This window comes from Candidatus Ruthia magnifica str. Cm (Calyptogena magnifica) (genome assembly GCF_000015105.1).
GTDB lineage: Bacteria > Pseudomonadota > Gammaproteobacteria > PS1 > Pseudothioglobaceae > Ruthia > Ruthia magnifica.
Map to the genome: position 1 here is coordinate 797918 of NC_008610.1, position 19682 is coordinate 817599.

At 33.5% G+C, this 19682-nt stretch carries 22 protein-coding genes; 17 read left to right on the forward strand and 5 right to left on the reverse strand.

Features of this window, described 5'->3' with window-relative positions; translation table 11 throughout:
- The first annotated feature begins 37 nt into the window (after window positions 1-37).
- The 12 genes from rpsT to RMAG_RS03755 all read left to right on the forward strand — a co-directional run bounded on the left by rpsT (window position 38) and on the right by RMAG_RS03755 (window position 9025).
- Window positions 38-298, forward strand: coding sequence for a 30S ribosomal protein S20 (gene rpsT, locus RMAG_RS03700; protein WP_024792166.1), 261 nt, complete (start codon window positions 38-40; stop codon window positions 296-298).
- Between the two features lie 347 nt (window positions 299-645).
- Window positions 646-2046, forward strand: a complete 1401-nt coding sequence (gene xseA / locus RMAG_RS03705) for an exodeoxyribonuclease VII large subunit (RefSeq protein ID WP_011738102.1) — start codon at window positions 646-648, stop codon at window positions 2044-2046.
- Window positions 2033-2854 carry a peptidoglycan DD-metalloendopeptidase family protein gene (locus RMAG_RS03710; RefSeq protein WP_024792167.1) on the forward strand — a complete coding sequence of 274 codons (822 nt, stop codon included), beginning with the start codon at window positions 2033-2035 and terminating at the stop codon, window positions 2852-2854. Before xseA ends, RMAG_RS03710 begins: the two co-directional genes overlap by 14 nt.
- Window positions 2854-3261, forward strand: coding sequence for an RDD family protein (locus tag RMAG_RS03715; RefSeq protein ID WP_024792168.1), 408 nt, complete (start codon window positions 2854-2856; stop codon window positions 3259-3261). Before RMAG_RS03710 ends, RMAG_RS03715 begins: the two co-directional genes overlap by 1 nt.
- A 77-nt stretch (window positions 3262-3338) precedes the next feature.
- Window positions 3339-3578, forward strand: a complete 240-nt coding sequence (locus RMAG_RS03720; RefSeq protein WP_011738105.1) for a hypothetical protein — start codon at window positions 3339-3341, stop codon at window positions 3576-3578.
- A 17-nt stretch (window positions 3579-3595) separates the two neighbouring features.
- The gene (locus tag RMAG_RS03725) at window positions 3596-3949 is read left to right on the forward strand and encodes a cell division protein FtsB (protein WP_011738106.1); all 354 of its coding nucleotides are present in this window, start codon (window positions 3596-3598) and stop codon (window positions 3947-3949) included.
- 18 nt (window positions 3950-3967) lie between these two features.
- Window positions 3968-4687: a 2-C-methyl-D-erythritol 4-phosphate cytidylyltransferase gene (gene ispD / locus RMAG_RS03730; RefSeq protein WP_011738107.1), complete on the forward strand. Its 720-nt coding sequence runs from the start codon at window positions 3968-3970 to the stop codon at window positions 4685-4687.
- The gene (gene ispF, locus RMAG_RS03735) at window positions 4684-5154 is read left to right on the forward strand and encodes a 2-C-methyl-D-erythritol 2,4-cyclodiphosphate synthase (RefSeq protein ID WP_011738108.1); all 471 of its coding nucleotides are present in this window, start codon (window positions 4684-4686) and stop codon (window positions 5152-5154) included. The genes ispD and ispF overlap by 4 nt, the downstream gene beginning before the upstream one ends.
- A complete protein-coding gene (gene murC / locus RMAG_RS03740; protein ID WP_011738109.1) occupies window positions 5154-6563 on the forward strand; it encodes a UDP-N-acetylmuramate--L-alanine ligase in 1410 nt (469 codons plus the stop codon). The genes ispF and murC overlap by 1 nt, the downstream gene beginning before the upstream one ends.
- 11 nt (window positions 6564-6574) lie before the next feature.
- Window positions 6575-7408 (forward strand): UDP-N-acetylmuramate dehydrogenase, encoded by an 834-nt coding sequence (gene murB, locus RMAG_RS03745; protein WP_024792171.1) that lies wholly within the window; start codon window positions 6575-6577, stop codon window positions 7406-7408.
- Window positions 7405-8286 carry a D-alanine--D-alanine ligase gene (locus tag RMAG_RS03750; RefSeq protein ID WP_011738111.1) on the forward strand — a complete coding sequence of 294 codons (882 nt, stop codon included), beginning with the start codon at window positions 7405-7407 and terminating at the stop codon, window positions 8284-8286. The genes murB and RMAG_RS03750 overlap by 4 nt, the downstream gene beginning before the upstream one ends.
- Window positions 8287-8341: 55 nt before the next feature.
- Window positions 8342-9025 carry a cell division protein FtsQ/DivIB gene (locus RMAG_RS03755; RefSeq protein ID WP_187145676.1) on the forward strand — a complete coding sequence of 228 codons (684 nt, stop codon included), beginning with the start codon at window positions 8342-8344 and terminating at the stop codon, window positions 9023-9025.
- 5 nt (window positions 9026-9030) lie between these two features.
- On the opposite strand, the gene RMAG_RS03760 is transcribed toward RMAG_RS03755, so the two are convergent.
- From RMAG_RS03760 to RMAG_RS03775, 4 genes are read right to left on the reverse strand one after another with little or no spacing between them, the layout of a single operon-like run.
- On the reverse strand, window positions 9031-9708 hold the full coding sequence (locus RMAG_RS03760; RefSeq protein ID WP_011738113.1) for a hypothetical protein: 678 nt from the start codon (window positions 9706-9708) through the stop codon (window positions 9031-9033).
- A 4-nt stretch (window positions 9709-9712) separates the two neighbouring features.
- On the reverse strand, window positions 9713-11227 hold the full coding sequence (locus RMAG_RS03765; protein ID WP_024792173.1) for a LysM peptidoglycan-binding domain-containing protein: 1515 nt from the start codon (window positions 11225-11227) through the stop codon (window positions 9713-9715).
- 35 nt (window positions 11228-11262) lie between these two features.
- Complete coding sequence (locus RMAG_RS03770; protein ID WP_011738115.1) at window positions 11263-11571, reverse strand: BolA family protein; 309 nt, start codon at window positions 11569-11571, stop codon at window positions 11263-11265.
- On the reverse strand, window positions 11568-12581 hold the full coding sequence (locus RMAG_RS03775) for a CDP-6-deoxy-delta-3,4-glucoseen reductase (protein ID WP_024792174.1): 1014 nt from the start codon (window positions 12579-12581) through the stop codon (window positions 11568-11570). The genes RMAG_RS03770 and RMAG_RS03775 overlap by 4 nt, the downstream gene beginning before the upstream one ends.
- Before the next feature lie 80 nt (window positions 12582-12661).
- Here RMAG_RS03775 and miaA point away from each other — a divergent pair, with 80 nt between their 5' ends.
- Window positions 12662-13579, forward strand: a complete 918-nt coding sequence (gene miaA, locus RMAG_RS03780; RefSeq protein WP_011738117.1) for a tRNA (adenosine(37)-N6)-dimethylallyltransferase MiaA — start codon at window positions 12662-12664, stop codon at window positions 13577-13579.
- 1057 nt (window positions 13580-14636) lie between these two features.
- Here the strand turns inward: miaA and murD are convergent.
- Window positions 14637-15938: a UDP-N-acetylmuramoyl-L-alanine--D-glutamate ligase gene (gene murD / locus RMAG_RS03785; protein WP_011738118.1), complete on the reverse strand. Its 1302-nt coding sequence runs from the start codon at window positions 15936-15938 to the stop codon at window positions 14637-14639.
- Between the two features lie 58 nt (window positions 15939-15996).
- Here murD and RMAG_RS03790 point away from each other — a divergent pair, with 58 nt between their 5' ends.
- The 4 genes from RMAG_RS03790 (at window position 15997) to thrC (ending at window position 19652) form a co-directional block, all read left to right on the forward strand.
- Window positions 15997-16656 carry a Bax inhibitor-1/YccA family protein gene (locus RMAG_RS03790; protein ID WP_011738119.1) on the forward strand — a complete coding sequence of 220 codons (660 nt, stop codon included), beginning with the start codon at window positions 15997-15999 and terminating at the stop codon, window positions 16654-16656.
- 19 nt (window positions 16657-16675) lie between these two features.
- Complete coding sequence (locus RMAG_RS03795; protein ID WP_011738120.1) at window positions 16676-17215, forward strand: RNA pyrophosphohydrolase; 540 nt, start codon at window positions 16676-16678, stop codon at window positions 17213-17215.
- An 84-nt stretch (window positions 17216-17299) separates the two neighbouring features.
- On the forward strand, window positions 17300-18577 hold the full coding sequence (locus tag RMAG_RS03800; RefSeq protein WP_011738121.1) for a homoserine dehydrogenase: 1278 nt from the start codon (window positions 17300-17302) through the stop codon (window positions 18575-18577).
- A 10-nt stretch (window positions 18578-18587) separates the two neighbouring features.
- On the forward strand, window positions 18588-19652 hold the full coding sequence (gene thrC / locus RMAG_RS03805; protein ID WP_011738122.1) for a threonine synthase: 1065 nt from the start codon (window positions 18588-18590) through the stop codon (window positions 19650-19652).
- Window positions 19653-19682: the final 30 nt, after the last annotated feature.

Consider the following 19682-nt stretch of genomic DNA (forward strand, 5'->3'; position numbering starts at 1 on the left):
AATTATGCTTTTAATATATTTTATATTTCTCTTAATAATGGCCAATTCAGCAGGTTCTAGAAAACGCGCAAGACAAGCAGTCAAACGTAACAAACACAATTCACAAATTCGCGCTAAAGTTCGTACTTTTATTAAAAAAGTTGCTTACGCTTTAGAAGCGGGCAACAAAGAACAAGCACAAAGCGGTTTTAGCATCATGCAAAAAATAATTGACCAAGCAGTAAACAAAGGCTTAATGCACAAAAGCCAGGCGGCAAGAAAAAAATCACGCTTAAATGCACAAATTAAAGCATTGTAAAATTAGTATTTAAAATTTTACAAAATCCATTTAAAAGAGGGTTTTTGTGTTTACGCCTTTATAATATTCAAGACATTTTTAAAAAAACGTGGTTTTCACCCATTTATTTTCTTGAATAGCGACATGATAAACGAGTATGACAAAGCATTATTTAAAAGCAGCAACCCCCCCGATAAATCATGTTTCAAGAGCCGATTAAAAAGCCTTTAAGGTTCATACCTACATTCTCACAGTAGTTTATTTGGCTCAAATATAATCAATTATGTTCGAAATGATCTTTATAATTTTGCCCGTACGAAGATGATGGTACAGGTACAGTATTTACCCTCTTAAAACAAAACTAGATCATGTTTAATATTGATGAAATTTACACGATCTCTAATTTTTTGTTCTTATGCAATAAGACCATTGAGGATAAAATTCCTACTTGTTGGTTACAAGGAGAAATATCCAATTTAACACGCCCAGAATCAGGTCATTGGTATTTTTCTCTAAAAGACAGTAAAGCCCAAGTGTACTGTGTTTTATTTCGGTTTAATCAGCGTCATATTAAGTTTAACCCTAAAAATGGCATGGAAGTTTTAGTTCACGTCACACCTACTTTATACAAGGCACGAGGTAATTTTCAGCTCATCATACAACATCTTGAACCCGTAGGTATTGGTAATTTAAACCTTGCCTTTGAGCAACTAAAAAATAAGCTTGTTAATGAAGGCTTATTTGACAACATTCATAAAAAACCATTGCCTAATATTATTAACACCATTGGTGTTATTTCTTCATCAACAGGTGCGGTTATTCAAGACATTATTAAAGTATTGAATAACCGTTATCCCTTTTCTGATATTTTATTATTTGATTCAATGGTTCAAGGTCAAGGCTCAGTGAAAAAACTCACAAATGCTTTAAATGCAGCTGACCAATCAGGCAAGTGTGACGTTATTATTATTGCCCGAGGTGGTGGCTCATTAGAAGACTTATGGGCGTTTAATGAAGAAACACTAGCAAGAGCAATCTTCAAGGCAAGCACTCCAATTATTAGTGCAATTGGCCATGAAACTGATACCACAATTTCTGATTTTGTCTGTGATATTTGTGCACCTACACCAAGTGCTGCTGCCATGTTAGTCACACCTGATCGACTAGAATTACTCGCCAATACTGATAAGTTATATATGCGATTACATCAATCTTATCAACAAACTTTGCATGATTATCAATCTGTTCTTAATCAACTTAAATTAAGAATACCAATCTCAAATAAACAAATTGCTTTTTTTAGTCAAAAACTTGACCATGTAAGCATCAATCTTAACAATCATGTAAAATCAACACTTGTATTGAATAATGCCAAACTTAACTCGATATTTTCTGCCTTAAAACAGCACTCCCCTATTGAAGCCATAAAACATATTAAGATTTTAAACCAAGTATCTTTTGCTCAACTCAAACATCAAATCAAACAAATAATTAACATTAATAATAGCGCTTTATATTTAGCAAACGAAAAACTTAAAAAAGCAATAGCCACTTTGACCGATAAGCATAAAACCACATTATCCATTCAAGCTAACTCACTCCATCATTTGTCACCACTTAATACACTTTCGCGAGGGTTTAGCATTACCACTAATGCAAAAAATCAAATATTATCTTCAATAACTGATATTAAAATTAATCAAGCCATTACCACTCAATTAGCTGATGGAAAACTATATTCTAATATTAAAAAAATTGAAAAAAATTAACTTCATCATCTTACTGTCATTATCCAATATTACATTGGCTAATATCAACATTGAAAATACACCCATACCTGGCGGCATTGCTGTGGTTGATTTTCAAAGCAACCATTCAAATCCAAAGGCTTTTTATAGTAATATTCCTATCTACACTCAGTATATCAAAAACCAATACTGGCAAGCATTGATAGGCATACCACTACTCTCAGAAGTGGGAGAGAAATATATCACTATTAAAGGTTTTTTCACTCAAAAAATCACATTTACAGTATATGGGCATCACTATAAAGAACAACACATCACTCTTACTGACAAAAAGAAAAAATACGTCAATCCAAATCTTAAACACATGGAGAGAATTAAACGTGAACGCCCTATTTTGCTGAAAACAAGGAAGCTATTTTCTAAAAAATCTTTATTTAATGGACAATTTATTCGACCTGTAAAAGGTGTTATTACCAGCCCCTTTGGGCTTAAATGTTTCTATAATGAACAACTACGTCGAGCGCACACAGGACTAGATTTTTCAGGCAGTGTAGATACACCAATACACGTACCAGCAGACGGTATAGTGATACTCACAGGGTGTTTCTTCTTTAATGGTAATACCGTATTCATTGATCACGGACAAGGGTTAATTAGTGTTTATATTCACATGAATAAATACTTAGTTAAACAAGGCCAGCTGGTTAATCAAGGGGATAAAATTGGCACCATTGGTCAAACTGGACGTGCCACAGGTCCTCACCTACATTGGGGCATTTATCTCAATCAAACTACAGTTAATCCAAATTTATTACTTAGGTGTATTTAATGAAATCTAATGTGTCTTTATTGCGTAGACTAGGTGCTATGTCCTATGATATTTTCTTGGTGTTTTCTTTAATGTTTTTTGTCACTGGGGTCATTATTATTGTTTTTTTTAATACCAAAGCACCAAATGGCAATACTTTATTTTATGTAGTAACAATACCAATAACTTATCTATACTTTACTTGGTCGTGGGTTAAAGGTAGGCAAACATTGGGCATGAAGGCTTGGAAGTTTCAAATTAAACAAATGAGTGGCAATAATATCACTCACAAACAAGCATTTATTCGATTCATTAGCGCAATTTTTTCTTTTACTATTTTTGGCCTTGGGTTTTTATATCAATTATTTAACAAAGACAATAGAACAATACATGACAAAATTTCTAACACCATTTTAATAAAAAATTGATTTGTATCAATATTACAAACAAAAGAGCTATGCTATAATGTTGCTGATTTATTATTTTAAGTATTGGAAATAAGAAAATGAGTTCAACAGTTGATAATAATAACGTAAGAGGCAATATTCTTATGTTAAGCACTTTAGTTGTAACTTTGGTATTACCATTAGCATTAATCATCCTATCCTATATTGGTATCATCTCCGGCACGGCTGAATATGTTTCAGCATTTGCAGTTATTACATCTATGATTTATATTATTGGCGGCACCATTTGGATGTTCGTCCAAGATTCAAAAGATAGCGCTCAGCTCTCTGATGGCTAATACTATTACTCATTAACTTGAACATCAAAGCATTTATACAGTCTGTTAAAGGGCTGAAAAAAAATCCAAATAAATTATTTGGATTTTTTTATAACTATCAAATAACAATTATTCTTTTAGTACTATTAATCACACTTATTCGTCAAAGCTTTTTGGTTAATAATTTTCCTTTCATACTGTATGATAAACGGCAAATTATTAACCAAAATATTTCAATCAATCAAACACTTGATGAGAAAAATAAACAGTTATCAGTTAAGCTTGAAGCTGAATCAGAAGCTAATATGGAAATTTTAGAATCTATTGCTAGATATAAATTTGGGTTGCTAAAAGAGGGTGAAAAGTATTACCAAATTAACCAATCAAGATAAACCTTAATTAAAGAAAAAATGCCTAGCCATTATTATTTAATCATCCCTGCTAGTGGTGTAGGTGTACGTATGCACCCTGAAAAGGACGGTCTTAATGAACAACCAAAACAATATCTAAAATTAGACAATGGATTAACTATACTTGACCAAACTTTAAAAACCTTACTTAGTATTAATCAAATCAAGAGCTGTGTTATTGCCATTAAAAATAAAGACCATCTGTTTGCTAAATCAGCCTTTAATAACCACCCAAAATTACTAACCATAGTCACGGGCGGTAAAGAGCGCATGTACTCTGTTCTCAATGCGCTAAAAGCACTCATAGATTTTGCTAAAGATGATGATTGGGTATTGGTTCACGATAGTGTCCGTCCATGTGTTAAAGCATCAGAAATAATCAATTTAATGAAGCAGCTCAAACACCACGCAACTGGGGGATTACTTGCAACTAAAGTTGTTGACACCATTAAACAAGCTGACAATAATATTATCAATACCACCATTGACAGATCAAATCTTTGGCAAGCTCAAACGCCACAAATGTACCGTTTTAGCGTATTATTAAAAGCCTTAAATACTGCCATCAAGGATGGTATTAATATCACCGATGAAACCAGTGCTATTGAACATTTAGGACTTGAATCAATTTTGGTTAAATCTAGTAAAAGTAATATTAAAGTTACCAACCCAGAAGATTTAATATTGGCAAATTTTTACTTAAACCAACATCAAAAATGAAAATAAATACTGGACTAGGACAAGACTCTCACGCATTTTGTGATACAAATAAACCACTTGTTTTAGCTGGTGTTGTGTTTGATTATCCAAAAGGTCTTGATGCTAATAGTGATGGTGATGTAATTTTTCATTCAATCACAAATGCAATTTCTTCTATTACTGGCGTTAATGTATTGGGCGCTAAAGCAGATGTTTTATGCAAGCAGGGTGTGACTGATAGTGCTGAATATTTAAGATTGGCATTTAACGATTTGAACCACTGTAAAATTCAACATATTGCTATTTCCATTGAGTGTTTATATCCTAAAATTTCTCCCATGATTGAAAAAATGAAGTTTAATATTTCTAAATTGCTGAATATTACACTTGAAGATGTAGGCATTACTGCCACTACTGGCGAGGGACTAACTGAATTTGGTAAAGGTAATGGTATTCAAGTTTTTAGTATCATTACAGTGACAGAATAATGAAAGATTTGCGTATGGTGTTTAAATCTAGAATGAATAATATTCATTTTGTTGGTATTGGCGGTTCAGGCATGAGTGGCATTGCTGAGGTGTTGCATAACCTTAATTATAGCGTGTCTGGATCAGACATTAGCCAAAATAAAATCACCGATAGATTAGAAAAAATGGGATGTCAAATTTACCATAAGCACCATCAAGATAATATAAAAAATGCACAAGTGATAGTTGTATCTAGTGCGATTAAGGATAACAATCTAGAGGTAATAAAAGCACATCAACTTAACATTCCAGTTGTGCCTCGCGCGGAAATGTTGGCAGAATTAATGCGTTTTAGATTTGGCATTGCAATTGCAGGTACTCATGGAAAAACAACAACTACCAGTATTATCACTCACATACTTAATGTGGCTGAACTTGACCCGACTTATATTATTGGGGGGATATTAAATTCAAGTGGGATTAATGCCAAATTGGGTGAAAGTGACTATTTAATTGCTGAGGCGGATGAGTCTGATGCTTCATTCTTGCACTTACAACCCATGCTAAGCGTGATTACTAATATTGACTATGATCATATGGTGACTTATGACAATGATTACCAAAACTTAAAAGATGCCTTTATTAAATTTAGTGCTAATTTACCATTTTATGGTGCTTGTATTATGTGTGCAGATGATGAAGGAGTGAACGAGATATTAAACAGCATTCATCGTCCACTAATTACATATGGTTTTAATAATGGTACTGATATTCAAGCCGTTAACGTAAAACAAGTGGGTATGCAAATGTATTTTGATGTTATTTATGATAAATATACAAAACAAATCCCTATCAAGTTAAATTTAATTGGCAAGCATAATATTCTTAATACATTAGCAGCGATTGGTATTTGCTGTGAACTTAATATTAAAACTAACATTATTCAAAAAGCATTAGCTAATTTTTCTGGTGTTGCTAGACGGCTTGATCATCATGGAAAATTAAATATCAATAATGCTCAAGTGTCTTTATTTGATGATTATGCTCATCATCCAAAAGAAATTAGTGCTGTGTTTGAATCTCTTAAAAACACTTATCAAGATAAACGTTTAGTTGTTATTTTCCAACCACACCGCTATTCTCGTACGCGTGATTTGTTTGATGATTTTGTTTACACGCTCAGTAGCGCTGATATACTCATATTGTTAAACATATATCCAGCCCAAGAAAAGCCTATTGCCCATATTAATTCCTCCACTTTGGCTAATGCAATTAGAAGAAGCTCTGGCTTAAACCCAATGGTGATAAAAAATCCAAAAGAAATTTTAACTGTACTACCTAGCATTGTTAATAACAACGATATATTATTAATTTTAGGTGCGGGAGATATTCATATTCTGCCCGATTTACTAAAGTCCAACTATATTTAAAGATAGCTATTTTGCTATTGCATAACGAACCTATGAGTTTACACTGTTCATTTAGAACAGGTGGATTGGCGCAAGATTTTTTTATTCCCAATGATGTCACTGATTTATCTAATTTTCTAAAAGCCAATACTAAACCATTGTTATTTTTAGGATTGGGTAGTAATTTAATTGTACGTGATCAAGGTTTTGAAGGTGTAGTAATAAAATTAAGCAACCTAAAACAAATAAACATTGAAAAAAATACTCTTTATGCTGAGGCAGGTATAACACTAGCAAAACTATCTAGATTGTGCCGTGTAAACCATTTATATGGTTGTGAGTTTTTATCTGCCATTCCAGGTACTGTCGGCGGAGCACTGATGATGAACGCAGGCACATTTGGCTCAGAGTTCTGGCAATACGTTGTTAGTGCCACTACCATTAACCAGTCAGGTGTTATATCTAAACGAACGAAAGATAATTTTGACATTGGGTATCGATATGTTCATGCTCAGTACGCCAATGAATACTTTATTAATGCAACATTGGAATTTAACCAAAAAGAGCCTCAGCAAAATATTAAGCAATTATTAAATAAGCGTAATCAACACCAACCAATTGGTAAGGCAAGTTGTGGTAGTGTGTTTAAGAATCCAAAAAATAATTTTGCAGCAAAATTGATTGAACAAAGTCAATTAAAAGGTATTTGTATAGGTGGTGCTTGTGTATCAGACAAACACGCTAATTTTATTATCAATCAAAATAAAGCCAGTAGTGCTGACATCATAAATTTAATTACTTACATCCAACAAACCGTAAAATTAAATTTTGGTATTGATTTAGAGTTAGAAGTGGTGATTAAATGATTGCAGTGCTAATGGGTGGAAATTCAGCAGAAAGAGCAGTTTCTCTTAAAAGCGGTGAAGCCGTTTACCAAGCACTGATCAACCAAAATATTAATTGCTTTGAATTTGATTGGCATGGGTACAACTTATCAGAACTTTGGCAACAAGAGTTTGATCAAGCGTTTATTGTTTTGCATGGTCGTGGTGGTGAAGACGGGTATATCCAAAAACAACTAGAAAATCGATGTATTCGTTATACAGGGTCTGACTCAAATGCTAGTCATAATGGCATAGATAAAGCACGTACTAAAATCATTTGGAAACAGCATAATCTTACGCTTGCACCCTCTATTGTTGCAAGTATTCATAAACCCATTGAGCCCATTGACTTCCCACTGCCTTGGATGGTTAAGCCCACTTTAGAGGGCTCTAGTATTGGTATTAGTAAAGTTGATAGTCAAATACAATTAAATAACGCATTAATGCTTGCTTGGCAATACAACTCACATGCTTTAATTGAACAATGGATTGAAGGTGACGAATACACAGTGGCAATTTTGGGCGATAAAGCCTTACCTGTTGTTAAAATTATAACTGACCAAGGTTTTTACGATTATGAATCAAAATACCACTCGAATAAAATTCAATACTTATGCCCTTGTGGTTTAAGTTCATCCCAAGAGCAAGTATTACAAGTCATTGCACTTAAAGCATTTTTTGCTATTAATGCTAAAGGATGGGGGAGAGTAGATTTTATTATTAATCAACACAATAAGCCTTATTTATTAGAGATTAACACCGTTCCAGGTATGACATCACACTCATTAGTTCCTATGGCAGCAAAAGCAATGGGCATGAGTTTTAATAAACTGGTCGTGGCAATTATTAATGAAATATAAACGTAGAAATAGACGCAAAAAATCTATTTATCAGATCATATTCAAACTATTGTCTATGATTTTTTTATTAGTGCTCATTACATGGGGTGTACAAAACACCCATCCAATCGAGTTCTTAAAAGTTGATATTAATTGGGAGATTGATAAAAATTTTCCAGTCACACAGCAAGCATTAGAACAGCATATATCTCCATTAATCACTGAAACATACCAACTAAATTTACACGAAATTAAACACGAATTAGAACACCATCCATGGGTGGCAAATGCAAAAGTAAAGCGTCTTTTTTGGAATTTCATAAAAATAAAAATAAGTACGCAGCAAATTAGTATGCGTTGGAAAAATAAAAACTGCCAGAATGATGTTAAAACACAAATTTGCCAAGGTTATATCTCCACTAAGGGTGAGTTATTTACACCCAATAAAATGATAAAATCAGATGCCATCATTGCCATTTCAGCACATAATAAAAACATTACAAAAGCTCTATTTGACAATTATCAAACTTACCAAGCTATTATCAAACCAATGATTATTGCATCTATCTTAAAAACTAATATTGATACTCTTTTTATTAAACCTCATATTAAAGTCATATTAGGTTATCAAAAACAGCAAAAACGACTTAAGAATTTTGTTAAAGTTTATAAAAAATTGACAAAATCAATTGCACACGAAAAACTTAATCGCGCTATATTTGATATGCGCTACGCTAAAGGCTTTAGCCTCAAGTTTTAACATTGTTATTTAACAATAATCTGGTAACACAATGCCAAGCTAATCAATGTCCAATAAAATACAATTATTTTAACCACCCACCCTAATATATCAGGAAGTCCAATTAGTGACACAAGGAATGAAAAAATCATACTCGCCAATGCTGGCAAAACAATCTGTAAAAAGAACAAATTAGCTTGAGAAAAAAAATTCAAATGCCATTTATATTTTGAAGGCTGATCAATAGCAATGTTAATAAAATTCAAAGCAATTGGAATAACCAAAAAATACATAATTAACTGCAAAAAAGCAATGCCACTGATAATTACTGGTGCCATAGTCACCAAGCCAATAAACAGAGTCAACCCAACAAAGCGGATAATTTTATTAAAATTAAGTTCTGGAACAATCCCAGAAACGCTATTTTGACCCAAAATAACCAAGCGATACACATTGATTGAAAGTGTTAAATAGCCATAACAAAACAGTAATAAATATATCATCATATTATCGGGCAACTGAATATCAGCAAACCCCTTATTGCTAAAGACGTTGTTCATTATGTTGAACATATCAGGCAAAATTGTTAAAAAAGGAATGGAGATTAATACTGGTAGAATAGAAATTTCTAGTATTTTTTTCCAATTCATGAATGCAAAGGCAACACTTGCTAACATTATTTTATTAATCGGTAGTGCATTCATATTTTTATTTCATATTAGAGTTAACAACGTTAACAATGATGATTAATTTTTGTTTAGGCTGTAGTGGTTTTTTATCCGTCAACTGATTCCATTTTTTAAGCTGACTAATCTGCACACTAAATTTATGTGCAATGGTGGATAAATTATCACCACTTTTAACGTAATAAATAATCTTTCTATCAATATTTATACCCACATTCATTAGCTTTGATAAGTCTTTAGGTTTGGTTGAATTATACTGCCATAATATCAACTTTTTACCCACTTGAAGTGGTTTGTTTTTAGTAATATGATTCCACTTTACGATACTACCCACATGAGTATTGTACTGTTTGGCAATACTCCATAAACTATCACCACTAATAACAGTATGAACAATTCTAACGCCCATTTTTTTTGCATTCATTCTTTGCACTTCTTTTTGCGCTTCTGACAATGAACAATACTGGTCATTTTTTTGTGGAATTGGCACAATCAAGTATTTGCCTACTTTAACCACATTACCGTGCAAATTATTCACACTCTTAATCTGACTTATTGTAGTGTTGAATTGATGGGCAATCTTGCTTAAACTATCACCTTGATTAATCTGATGACGTACCCATTTCACTATAGCTTCTTTAGAATGTTTGGCTAAATTCTTTTTAAAAGTTGCAATTGTATCAATTGGCAATAATAAATTATAACCCCCATCACTTGGCGTTGCCCAGCGTTTAAGTCCTGGATTTAAAGTATACAATTGCTCTAAATCTAGCTGTGCCCACTCAGAAATTAATGCCAAATCAAATTGCGAATCAAGCTTAATAGCTTGCACTTGAGGTGTGTTACTAACTGTTGTAATTATTTGCCCATATCTCTTAGGATGCTTAATGAGTTGCGCCATTGCCAATAATCTTGGCACATAACCTCTGGTTTCTTTTGGCAAGTCTAAGTGCCAAAAATCAGTCGGCCTGCCTTGTTGTTTGTTTTTAGCAATGGCTTTTTGTACGCGTCCAGGACCTGAATTATAAGCAGCAATTGCTAATAGCCAATTTCCATTAAATAGTTTGTTAAGATTTTTCAAATATTTAACGGCCGCCTTAGTTGAAGCCAACACATCACGACGCGCATCATACCACCAGTTGTTTTGCAAACCATACAACTTTCCAGTCGAAGGAATAAACTGCCACAAACCTGAGGCTGCACCGTGTGAATAAGAAAATGGATAATAAGCCGACTCAACAATGGGCAACAAGACGATTTCAATGGGTAATCCAGCACGTTCTACTTCTGTTTTCACTAAATACAAATAAGGTTTTGCACGCTTGGTAACACGAGTTAAATAATCAGGATTTTTTTTAAACCAATCAATATGCCAGAACAATTCCTTTTGACTAGGTGCATGTAACGTATAGCGATTAGCAATATAGCTCCAAAGGTCTTTTTCGACAACCAAGTCGTTGGTATTAATTTGAACTGGTTTTGGCGTTACTTTTACAATAATCGTTGAAACTGTCGCACCTTCACAAGCAGTAAACAATAAGAATGAAAGATAAAAAAACCGTTTAAAAAACTTTAAAATTTTGAACCGCCTACACACTTAGGCGAATCTGGTATACTATTTTTCATCCGCCACTCATCGATCGTATAAGTATGCATTGCCAATGCATGAATATGACCCATTTCCTCTTTAAGTAACCGGTTAATAAAGCGATGTCTTTCAATTAATTTAAAATCGTTAAAATAATCACTCACAATAATTAATTTAAAATGGGATTCCCTAGCAGATCCAGAATGATTATGAGACTCATTAATTACCTCAAGATGATTTGGATCTAATGCTGTTTTTAATTGTTCGATTAAATGTTGTTGCATATTACTCATAACGTATTACCCTCAAAGGAAAATTCAAAAGCATCAGAAAAGAAGTTTTCTTTAAACATACCTCGTTTCACAAACGTATTTGATGCGGCTTTAACCATTGCTGGCGGACCACAAGCATAAACTTCATAATCTACTAAATGCTCAAAATCAGCCAACACGCTTTCGTGCACATAACCAGTTCTTCCTTTCCAAGCACTATTCGCTTGTGATAATACAGGAATAAAACTAATATTTTCATGGCTTTTGGCCCACTGTTCAGGCAAATCAGTATACAAACCCTTCTCATCTCTTACGCCCCAATAAATATGAATCATTCGTCTAGATTTAGTTTCAATTGCATGCTCAATCATGGCTTTCACAGGGCCAAAACCAGTCCCACCTGTCACTAAAATAATGGATTTTTTACTTTTCTCTCTAAAATAAAAATCTCCCTTTGGTCCTTCAATTTTAAGTAGTGATTTCTCTTGCAACTCATTAAAGATAAAATTAGTAAATTTACCATCTTCAATTAAACGCACGTGGAGCTCAATCAAGCTAGTATTACTAGGCGCATTAGCAATGGAAAAAGCACGGGGTTCAAAATCAGGATGAATTAAATCAATATACTGTCCTGCCAAATATTGCAACGACTCAGAACCAAGAATCTTTAAAAACACTTGTACCACATCATGATTAAAATGCTTGATACTTCGTACCTTGCAAGGAAAAGTTCTCACTTCAATATCTGCAACGCTATCTAACTCAGCCACCACCAAAGTAACATCAGATTTAGCCTTACATTGGCACAATAAAACCATACCTTCTGCCACTTCTTCTGGAGTAATACCAGAAGGTATTTCACCTACGTAACCAACCTCACCCTCAATAATAATCGCCTTACATTTACCACAAAAACCTTTTTGACAACCATAAGGAAAATTTAACCCACGAGCCAACGCATCATTTAGAATATTGTCTTTACCCTTGGTTTGGAAAACTTTACCACTAACTTGATTTTCAATTGTAAACATATGTTTGTATCTAATAAATTTTGTGCTGACATTATAATGCAGGTTATGTTCCATTAATGCTCAGTAATTAAAAGCTTTTTATGCCAATCAAAATCAACAAAACCGTGATATTTTTAATGGGTCCAACTACCTCAGGAAAAACTGATTTAGCCATTAAACTAAGCCAACAATTCAAAACTCGACTCATTAGCGTTGACTCTGCCCTTATTTACAAAGGCATGGATATTGGTACTGCAAAACCAGACAAGGCAACCTTAAAAAAATACCCTCATCACTTAATTGATATTTGCAACCCAGAAGATTCATACTCAGCCTTTAACTTTGCTCGCAATGCTAATGCACAAATAAAAACCGCTTTTGCCAATAACGAATTACCAATTTTGGTAGGTGGTACGTCATTTTATTTTCACGCATTAGAATATGGTCTATCCAAATTACCAGAATCAACCCCAGAATCCAAAGAAAAATTTAACCAATTACTTAAAAGTAAAGGTACAATTAAACTACACCGAGATCTAAAAAGAATTGATCTTCAAGCTGCCAATAGAATCCACCCAAATGATGCACAAAGAATCACGCGTGCACTGGAAGTATTTGACTTAAGTGGCAAAACACTCAGCAAACTACAAGGTAACAAAAAACCTATTATTAACCACCCTATTAAAAAAATAATCCTCATGCCAGAACGAAGCGAATTACATCAACGCATTGAAGAACGTTTTTTATCAATGATGGAACATGGCTTTTTAGATGAAGTAAAACATCTCAAACAGAATCCAAACCTTCACGAAAACCTGCCTGCCATCCGCTGTGTCGGCTATCGCCAAGCATGGCAATATTTAAACGGTAAAATAGACAAAGCAGAAATGATAGAAAAAGCCATCATTGCCACCCGCAAATTATGTAAACGCCAAAATACTTGGCTAAAAAGTGAAAAATACGTCTTTATTTTAAAAAGCCCTAGTCCTGTCAAAGTAGTTACATTTATCAATTCATAAAACAAATCTCAAAATAGTTGTGATTTTCATTTAAATGGTAGTTGGTTACAATCACCCCACTTAAAGCCTTCTAGGTTTTTACCATTTTTTCTAGCCAAAAGAATGATATTTGTCCTGGAGTTTTTTCGATGGATTGACTCTTTTCCAATAAAAACCTTAATCCGTCCAAATTATTTAAGTTTGTTAGCTTGATTTATGATTTTTTGTTGTACGATTTATTTACACAAACTTTTATGCACAGGTTGTGTGATACTGATTTATTATTAAAGAATTTTTTGATGTAAATTATTATCCTCGATAATTGGTAAAATAGTGAAATATGGCAAATATTTTTTATTACAAAAAATAATGACTGCGTTGTTTTTTTGATATTCAACAATTAAAGGCTAGGAAATATTAATAGTACTATATTCTGAAATTAACACACCAATGTGTAATTCATAAGGATTACCCAGTTCATTAAGTAGTTCTTCTTTGTCAAAATTGTCACTTAATTCTTGTGGTAATAAATTAAATTAGATTAAATAATGTATCATTTTTTACTTACGCCTTGCTCAACGCTGTAAACTCATGTCTCGGTGTTTTTAGGTTTGGGTATTTTTTCACAACTTTATTAAAAACATGTAAACCAAAATCTATAATTTATTTCACCCATCAATGCCTAGTAGATAGAATTACTACCTAAATCTAAGTCTAATATTTTTTTAACTACCACCAGCGTATAATACTAACAAGTGAAGAAAGTATATAAAATAAAAATATAATAGAAAACTTAAGCGTAAAAAAACTAACAAGAAATTTTTAAAAATCTTGCATTTTGCGTTTGATGCAGATTAAAGTACACTCTAGCAATTTGTGCATTCTAAAATTAATTATGCATTATTGCTTGTCTTTTTGAAAAAATACAATTTTATAACTTTTTCAAGTTACAATTTAGGCCGATTGTAAGCAACTATCTCTTAGATTTTACTTTTCATATCAATGAAATATATTTTTCATAGGCAACGTTTTTTATAACAACCAAAGCCCTTCCCTCAGTGAAAGCTTTTTTTAATGTCTAAATTATACTAAATACACACTCTTTAAACGCCCTCCCACGATGCTCAAAATCATCAAACATATCAAAACTAGCACACCCTGGAGATAACAAAATTGTGCCATTATTAATCATTGAATGGGCGACATTAACTGCATCTTTCATGGTTTTAGCATGGCTGGTATTCGTATTAATTTCTTGCTCAAATTGTTGAGCGCTTTGCCCTATAAGAATAACGCTAGTAATGCTTTTATTAATAAGCTTAAATAATGGAGTATAGTTTTCTTGTTTTGCAATGCCGCCTAGGATTAATACAATGTTTTGATGTTTGCGCATTAAGGCTTGGATTGCTGTTATAGTGGAAATTGCGTTAGTAGCTTTTGAGTCGTTGTAATAATCAATATTTTGTTTTTTTGCTACCCACTCAAGTCGGTGTTCTAGTCCTTTAAAGTTTTTAATACTTTGTATCATGGATATTATTGGCAGTCTGATTTGGTCACCTAAGGCAAGAGCTGCAAGTATGTTTCTTGTATTGTGTTCGCCAATCAATTGCACTTCGTTAATGCTCATTAGCACATTGTCGCCTTTGAGTAGATAGTAGGTATCATGACAAGTGACTGTACCAAAATCATCTGCCTGCTTGGGTATGCTAATACCAAAACACTTGGCATTTACTTTTGGGGGTGTGAGTGGTTCATCTAAATTAATCACTAAGTGTTGACAATGTTGATATAGGCTTAATTTAGAATTGATGTAATGTTTAAAATTTTGGTACCGATCAAGATGATCAGGAGTTATGTTAAGTACAACACCTACTATTAAATTTAGATGATGGCTATAATCTAGCTGATAACTGGATAGTTCTAATACATAATATTCTATTTTTTCATTTAAACAATCTAATACGGGCGTACCAATATTGCCGCCCATAGCAACTTGCATGCCAGCATTAATAATCATTTGTGTCAATAGTTGTGTAACTGTTGACTTTCCATTAGAGCCAGTAATACCAATAATGGGTGCTTTTGCAAATCTTGAGAATAACTCTATATCACTAATAACGGGAATATTTTGCTCTTTTGCCCAAATAACAATGGACTCGTTTTGGGCAATACCAGGAGAGATGAAAATTTCATCAACTTTTTTTAATAAATCTAATGTCCAAGATCCGAGAGTAAGAAGTGATTTTGAAAACGCGTCAGGATATTTAGATAATAAAGGTGGATTGGTGCGGCTGTCAGCAATTTTGTAATCAATATTTTGTTCTGATAAAAAACGAGCGATTGAAAAACCTGTTTTTCCTAAACCTAAAACCAGTTTCATACATTTATTTTTGCTGTAAAATAGCTGTATTTTACGCTTTCAAATAAGGAATTAAATCATGAATACAAACGTCAACACTCAAACACGTGGTATTAGCACCAATAGCATTTTAAAAAATACATATCAATTGCTTTCTACAACCTTATTATTTAGCGGGCTAATGGCTTATCTTGCTATGTCCTTAAATCTGCCACATTTTGGCCTTTTAATCACTTTTGGCGGTTATTTTGGCTTACTGTATTTAACCAACAAACTTAAGAATTCGAGTTACGGAATTTTAGCAGTATTCGCATTAACAGGCTTTATGGGGCTAACATTAGGTCCTATTATTAACGCTTACACAGATACCTTTTCAAATGGCTCTGAACTGATTGCTATAGCAATGATTGGCACAGGGATTATCTTTTTATTATTGTCTTTTTATGCCATCACTTCAGGTAAAGATTTTAGTTTTTTATCTGGTTTCTTAACAACGGGTATTATTGTGGCATTTTTAGCAGGAATTGCTGCTTATTTCTTTGCTATACCAGCATTATCATTAACTGTATCTGCAGTATTTATTTTACTAATGAGTGGCTTGATTTTATTTGAAACTTCAAATATTATTCGTGGTGGCGAGACCAATTACATCATGGCAACAATAACACTATTTATTTCAATTTATAACTTATTTTTAAGTTTATTGCAGTTGCTAGGTGTATTTTCTGGCGAAGATTAATCATTGATGTAAAAACAGTATGATTGATAGTGAGGGCTATCGGGCTAATGTTGGCATTGTTATTACTAATGACAAACAACAAGTGCTTCTAGCCAAACGCTTAAAACAAGATTCTTGGCAATTGCCACAAGGTGGCATTGATTTTGGTGAGAGTGAGTTGGATGCACTTTTTCGAGAACTTAATGAAGAAATTGGCTTGTCCTTTGAACATATAAGTATTCTTGCCAAAACACCTAAATGGCTACGTTATGATTTTCCTGATTATCACATAAAACACAAACAAAAACCTGTGTGTATTGGTCAAAAACAAGTTTGGTTTTTATTGCGTCTTATCTCAAATGAAAACAACATCAAGCTAAACATGCATACACAAGTAGAATTTGATGATTGGGCATGGGTAGACTATTGGCGCCCTATTGAAGATGTGATTGATTTTAAAAAACCAATTTATGAAGATATGCTAAAAGCTTTAGCACCTGTTCTTTTTAATAATCAACACAAAATTCCTAATCAATACTTGCGCCCACTTAAATGTTCAGCGATTATTTTAGATAAATAAACCAACGCTACCTTCAATAGCTCTATATATAAACATCCTATTGGTATAATGCCTTTTTAGTTTTATTAAATATGGATTTTACTTGTGAATATTGGAATTTTAGGGCTTGGTACTGTCGGTGGTGGCGTGGTGAATGTGTTAAACAAAAACCAAGCACAAATTACACGCCGATCTGGCGATAATATTAACATCACTCATGCAGCTGTAAGAGATACAACCCAAATACGTATTTGTCCTACTGAGGATATTAAGTTAACTCAAGACCCATTTGAGATTATTAATAATAATGATATTGATGTCGTTTTAGAATTAATGGGTGGCACAGGTTTAGCTAAAGATTTGGTCGAACAAGCCATTGAAAATGGAAAACATGTTGTCACAGCCAACAAAGCTTTAATTGCTATACATGGCAATAAACTACTTGCCTTGGCAAAAGATAACAACACGCATCTTTTATTTGAAGCGGCCGTTGCTGGTGGTATTCCTATCTTAAAAATTTTAGAACAAGGTTTAAGTGCCAATCAAATTGAATTAGTTGCTGGTATTATCAATGGTACAAGTAACTTTATTCTAACTGAAATGCGTAATAAAGGTAGAGACTTTGGAGATGTTCTAAAAGAGGCGCAAGCATTGGGTTACGCCGAAGATGACCCTACTTTTGATGTCGAAGGTATTGATGCGGCACATAAATTAGCCATCCTCGCTTCAATGGCGTTTGGCTGTGAGTTACAATTTAATCAAGTTTCAACTGAAGGTATTAGCAAAATTAGTGGTGAAGATATTACTTTTGCAACGGAATTGGGTTATACCATTAAACACCTGGGTATTGCTAAAAAACTAGATGGAAAATTACAAATGTATGTACACCCAACTTTAGTGCCTAAAACTCATTTACTATCTAATGTTGATGGCGTTATGAACAGTGTATTGGTCAAAGGTAATGCAGTTAGTGAAACGCTTTATTATGGTGCTGGTGCTGGTGCTGAAGCAACAGCAAGTAGTGTTATTGCTAATTTGATTGATATTATCAAGGGCACTGTGAATCATGATATTTTAGGCTGGAAATCATTAAAAAACATTCCAAATTGCAACACTGGAGATATTGAAAGTATTTTCTACTTGCGTTTATTGACCACTGATAAACTAGGGGTTTTGGCAGATATTACAGCAACTTTAGCCAATCATAACATTAGTGTAGAGTCTGTTATACAAAAACAAATTGACCAGAAAAATAACGCGCACATTGCTATCATTACCAATCTTACAAAAACTAGTGAACTGAACAAGGCAGTGGCAGAAATTCAAACCCATGACTACATCCAAGAAGATGTTAAAATTATTTTTGTTAAAACACTTAATTAAGGAAAAAATAATGAGATATACCGGTTTAATTGAACACTATAAAGACAGACTTCCCGTGGATGACAGCACTCGAATTATTAGTTTAGGCGAGGGAAATACACCACTCATTCGGCTAGAAAATATTCCTAAAGAATTAGGTAAAGATGTTGATATTTATATTAAATATGAAGGTCTAAACCCCACGGGTTCATTTAAAGACCGAGGTATGACTATGGCAGTTACCAAAGCAGTAGAATCCGGTTCTAAAGCAATTATTTGTGCTTCTACAGGTAACACCTCAGCATCTGCTGCGGCTTACGCTGCGCGTGCTGGTATTAAAGCGTTTGTGTTGATTCCTGAAGGAAAAATTGCACTAGGTAAATTAGCACAAGCAATGATTCATGACGCTGTTATTATTCAAATTAAAGGTAACTTTGACGATGGCATGCGTTTGGTTAAAGAGGTGGCTGAACATACACCAGTATCAATTGTTAATTCAATTAATCCATTTCGCCTACAGGGTCAAAAAACTGCTGCCTTTGAAATTATAGAAGAGTTTGGCTGTGCGCCAGATTATCATTGCCTGCCTGTGGGCAATGCAGGGAATATTTCAGCACATTGGATGGGATATACAGAATATCATAAAGAAGGTAAAGTAAACAATATTCCTAAAATGATCGGCTATCAAGCAGCAGGCTCTGCGCCTTTTGTTAAAGGTGCAATGATAGACAACCCAGAAACCATTGCAACTGCTATTCGTATTGGCCATCCACAAAGTTGGGATTTGGCACACAAAGTTGAAAAAAAATCAAACGGCTGGTTTGATTCATTAACCGATGAAGAAATTCTAAACGCAAAAAAATTACTCACTGAAAAAGAAGGTATTTTTTGCGAACCAGCTTCAGCAATCTCACTAGCAGGTGCAATGCGTGACATTAAAAACGGAAAAATTGAAAATGGTTCTAAAATTGTATGCACTTTAACAGGTCATGGCTTAAAAGACCCTGATATAGCAATTTCACATTGCACCAATCAAATAATTAACATCAACCTAGTAATGAGCGAAGTCAAAGACACTATTTTAAATAATATGTAAAAATATGAAAATAGAACTATTAAAAAAATG